At 73.3% G+C, this 4,883-nt stretch carries 1 protein-coding gene; it reads left to right on the top strand.

Annotation, left to right across the window (positions count from 1 at the left end; all coding sequences use genetic code 11):
- Window positions 1–4,883, top strand: a 4,883-nt coding sequence (locus tag ABZ939_RS36830) for a type I polyketide synthase (RefSeq protein ID WP_361864974.1), incomplete at both ends; no start/stop codon positions are given.

The following is a 4,883-nucleotide window of genomic DNA, read 5'->3' as shown; positions in this document are numbered from 1 at the left end:
GACACAGCCACTCACCTCACCGACTACGACGACCTCCACATCGCCGCCCACAACGGCCCCAACTCCACCGTCATCGCCGGCAACCCCGACCAACTCCACGACCTCGTCACCACGCTCAAGAACCAGGACGTCCGCGCCCGCACCATCGACGTCGACTACGCCTCCCACACCCCCCACGTCCACACCCTCCACGACCAACTCCTCGAAGTCCTGGCGGACATCAACCCCACCTCGTCGACCACGGCCTTTCACTCGACCCTCACCGGCGGCCTCGTCGACACCGCCACCCTCGACGCGGAGTACTGGTACCAGAACCTCGCCAACCCGGTTCTCTTCCACCCCACCCTTCGGAGCCTCGTCGACACCGGCCACACCACCTACGTGGAAGCCAGCCCCCACCCCACCCTCACCACCGCCATCCAAGACACGATCGACACAGTCCCCACCGGCCTCACTCCCCTCATCACCGGCACCCTCCGCCGCAACGAAGGCACCCTCACCCGCTTCCACCAAGGCCTCGCCCAACTCCACACCCACGGCACACCCCTCACCTGGCACACCCCCACACCCACCACACCCCCCACCGACCTCCCCACCTACCCCTTCCAACACCACCGCTACTGGCTCGAGGACGCGGCCACCGGAGGCGACCCCGAGAGCCTGGGTCTGCACACCACCCAGCACCCTCTGCTCACCGCGGCCACCACGCTCGCCGACGGAGACGCGCTCCTGCTCACCGGACGGATCGCCGCCCACGCCCACCCGTGGCTCACCGAACCGATCCTGAACGGCACCGTCCCGTTCGAACTGGCGCTCCAGGCGGGCCGGGTGCTCGGCGGGCTCGGCATCACACGGCTGTCGCTCGGCGACGCCGTCGCGCTGCCTCCGGCCGGCGGAGTCGACGTACAGCTCACCGTGGCCGCGCCCGGGGAGGACGGAGGGCGCACGTTCACGCTGTACGCCCGGCCGTACGAGGACGGCGCCGACGACGACTCCCTGCACCGTCCCTGGACGGCGCTGGCGTCCGGCCTGCTCACCGCCTCGGCCGCGACGGCCGCTCGCGAGGGCGCGGTCGACGGGGCGCGAGCCGAGGTCGCGCTGCCCGAGGACACGGCCGGGGAGGCCGCGCGCTACGGCCTGCACCCCGCCCTGCTCGACGCCGCCCTGCGGGCCGCGCTCACCACACTCGACGAGGACGTGGCGCCGGCCGAGTGGCAGGACGTGACCCTGCACGCCGTGGGTGCCGGGGCCCTCCAGGTGGTGCTCGTCCCCCGGGGCGAGGCGTACGAGCTGCACGTCCACGACGCCGCGGACACACCCGTCGCGACCGTCGGGTCCGTCGTGCTGCGCCCGCTCCCCCGGGCCGCCGGGGCTCGGCACGACTGGCTGCTCGGACTCGACTGGCCGGCCCTCGACCCCGTACCGGAGCCCGCGGGCCCGCTCGGCAGCTGGGCGCTGGTCGGCACCGAGCTCCCCGGCCTTGAGTCCGTCCTCGGAGCCGAGCCCATCCCCGTCCCTGCGTACGACACGGCAGACGCGGACGACCCACAGGTCGTACAGGAGGCCCAGGACCCGCCGGACGCGCCGGACGCGCCGGACGCGCAGAACGCCCAGGATCCCACCGAGGCAGAGGCGACGACCGAGACGACCGTCGCGGCACCCGACGTCGTCCTGCTGACCGTCCCCGATGCGGAGAGTCTCCTTCCTCATCTCCAGCAGCTCCTCACCGCCCCCTGGGCCGTGGCGAGCCGCTTCGTCGTGGTCACCCGGCACGCCGTTGCCACGCATCCGGAGGACGTGCAGGACCTGGCGCCCGCCGCCGTGTGGGGGTTGGTCCGCGCCGTGCAGTCGGAGCATCCCGACCGTGTCACCCTGATCGACCTCGACGGCACGCCCGCCTCCTTGTCCGCACTGCGGACCGCCCTGGCCGCCGACGAGCCACAACTCGCCCTCCGTGAGGGCACGTTCCTCGTTCCTCGCTTGGTCCGCAGCGCTCCCGGTGAGTTCGCCGACGCACCTGAGCCCGCGGCGGCCGGCACCGTGGTCGTCTCCGGCGACGGCGATCTCGCCGAGTCCGCGGCCCGTCACTTCGTCGAGGCGCGGGGGTTCCGGAGTCTGCTGGTACTCGGCTCGGACCCCCGCTGGGCCGCCGCATACGCGAACGAGGGCATCGAAGTCTCGACCGTCGAGGGCAGCGCGGCGGACCGCGACGCGCTCGCCGCCGCCTTGGCGCTGCTGTCGGCGGACCGGCCGCCGGCCGCCGTCGTGCACGCGGCCGAGCCGGTCGCCGGGAGCGTGCTGTCCTCCACCGATCCGGCGGCGTTCTCCGCGACCCTGCGGGCCGGGATCGACGCGGCCTGGAATCTGCACGAGCTGACCCTGGGCACCGAGTTGACCGCCTTCGCCCTGCTGGCGCCGGACACCTCCGGCGTCCTGGGCGGGACCGGTCGGGCCGCGGGCGCCGCACTGGGCGCCCATCTGGACGCGCTCGCCCAGCACCGCCGCACGCTCGGTCTGCCCGGAGTCTCGGTCGCCTGGGGCCCCCGCGAGGCGTCGGGCGATCCGACGGCCGTGCGCGGCCTGGTCCCGTTCGGGTCCGACCAGGTCGACGACCTGCTGGCGCTGACCCAGGGCGCGGAGCGCCGCGCTGCGCTCGTCGCCGCCCGGCTGGACCGCGCCGCGCTGGTGGAGCGGGCCGGGGCAGGGCTGCTGCCGCCGGTCCTCGGGTCCCTGGTACGCGTGGTGCGCAGCGCCTCGGCCGCCGGGACCGCCGCAGCGGCCGGCTCGCTCGCGTCGTCCCTGGCGGGACTGCCGGAGGCGGAGCAGCTGCGTGCCCTCCTCGACCTGGTCAAGACGCAGGTGGGCGGGGTGCTCGGGCATTCGGCCCGGGACACGGTGGACGCCTCGCGCGCGTTCAAGGACCTCGGCTTCGACTCGCTGACCGCCGTCGAACTCCGCAACCGTCTCAACACCGCCACCGGCCTGCGGCTGCCCAGCACGCTCGTCTTCGACCACCCCTCTCCCGGCGCGCTCGCCGCCCACTTGCGGTCCGAGCTGCTCGGCGACGCCGCGGTGAACACGATCGCGGGAGCGGGCACTTCGGGTGGTGGTGCGTACGACGGCGAGCCGATCGCGATCGTGGCGATGGCGTGCCGCTACCCGGGCGGGGTGCGCTCGCCGGAGGATCTGTGGCAGGTGGTCGAGTCGGAGAGCGACGTCATCTCGCCGTTCCCGGTCAACCGCGGCTGGGATCTGGACCGGCTGTTCCATCCCGACCCTGCCCACCCGGGCACCTCGTACGCCCGGGAGGGCGGCTTCCTGCACGACGCCGACCTGTTCGACCCGGCGTTCTTCGGCATCAGCCCGCGCGAGGCCACCAGCATGGACCCGCAGCAGCGGCTGCTCCTGGAGACCGCGTGGGAGGCCTTCGAGCGGGCCGGCATCGACCCCGCGTCGCTGCACGGCTCGAAGACCGGGGTGTTCGCCGGAGTCGTCTACACGGACTACGGCTCGCGGGTGAAGCTCCCGGCCGACATGGAGGGGTACCTCGGGATCGGCAGCGCCGGTTCCATCGCGTCCGGCCGGATCGCGTACACGCTCGGTCTGGAAGGTCCGGCGGTCACGGTGGACACGGCCTGCTCCTCCTCGCTCGTGGCCCTGCACCTGGCGGTGCGGGCGCTGCGCAGCGGCGAGTGCGATCTCGCCCTCGCGGGCGGGGCGACCGTCCTCGCCAATCCGGACATGTTCATCGGCTTCAGCCGTCAGCGCGGCCTGGCACAGAACGCCCGGTGCAAGGCGTTCGCGGCGGGCGCCGACGGCACCGCGTTCGGCGAGGGTGTGGGCCTTCTGCTCGTCGAGCGGCTCTCGGACGCCCGCCGCAACGGGCACCACGTCCTTGCCGTCGTACGGGGCACGGCGACGAACCAGGACGGTGCCAGTAACGGCATCACCGCCCCGAACGGGCCGTCGCAGCAGCGGGTGATCCGTCAGGCCCTGGCCGACGCCGGTCTGACCGCCGCCGACGTGGACGCGATGGAGGCGCACGGGACGGGTACGACGCTGGGCGACCCGATCGAGGCGCAGGCGATCGTCGCCACGTACGGGCAGGACCGGCCGGCCGACCGGCCGCTATGGCTGGGCTCGCTCAAGTCCAACATCGGGCACACACAGGCCGCCGCCGGCGTCGGCGGCATCATCAAGATGGTCGAGGCCATGCGCCACGGCGTGCTCCCCCGCACCTTGCACGTCGATGAGCCGACCCCGCACGTCGACTGGACGGCCGGAGCCGTGGAACTCCTCACCGAGGCCCGGGAGTGGTCCGCGAACGGGCGACCGCGGCGGGCCGGCGTGTCCGGGTTCGGCATGAGCGGGACGAATGCCCATGTCGTACTGGAAGAAGCACCGGCGTACGAGACCGAGGGGCCGGACGCCGCGGGCACCGAGGAGCCCGGCGACGGCGTGCCGGCGCCGTGGGTGCTGTCGGGTCACTCCGAGGCGGCGCTGCAGGACCAGGCCACGCGCCTGCGCACGTACCTGGACGATCGCCCTGAAGCGGAACTGAACCCGGTGGCACACGTGTTGGCGACCGGTCGGGCGCACCAGGACCACCGGGCCGTCATCACCCCCACCGACCGGGACGGGCTCACGGAAGCACTGGAAGCCCTGGCCGGCGGCGGCACGGCACATGCCGATGTGGTGCAGAACGTGGTCAGCCCGCTCGGCAAGACGGTGTTCGTCTTTCCCGGTCAGGGCTCGCAGTGGGACGGCATGGCCCGCGACCTCCTCACCACCTCACCGGTGTTCGCCCAGCACCTCACGGAAGCGGCCGAAGCCATCCAGACACACGTCGGCTGGAACCTCCTCGACGTCCTCGACGGAGCCGA

The sequence above is a fragment of the Streptomyces sp. NPDC046712 genome (genome assembly GCF_040645695.1).
In the GTDB taxonomy this organism is placed as follows: Bacteria; Actinomycetota; Actinomycetes; order Streptomycetales; family Streptomycetaceae; genus Streptomyces.
The sequence above is the reverse complement of the archived record's forward strand: the minus strand, read 5'-3'. Positions and strand labels throughout refer to the sequence as shown.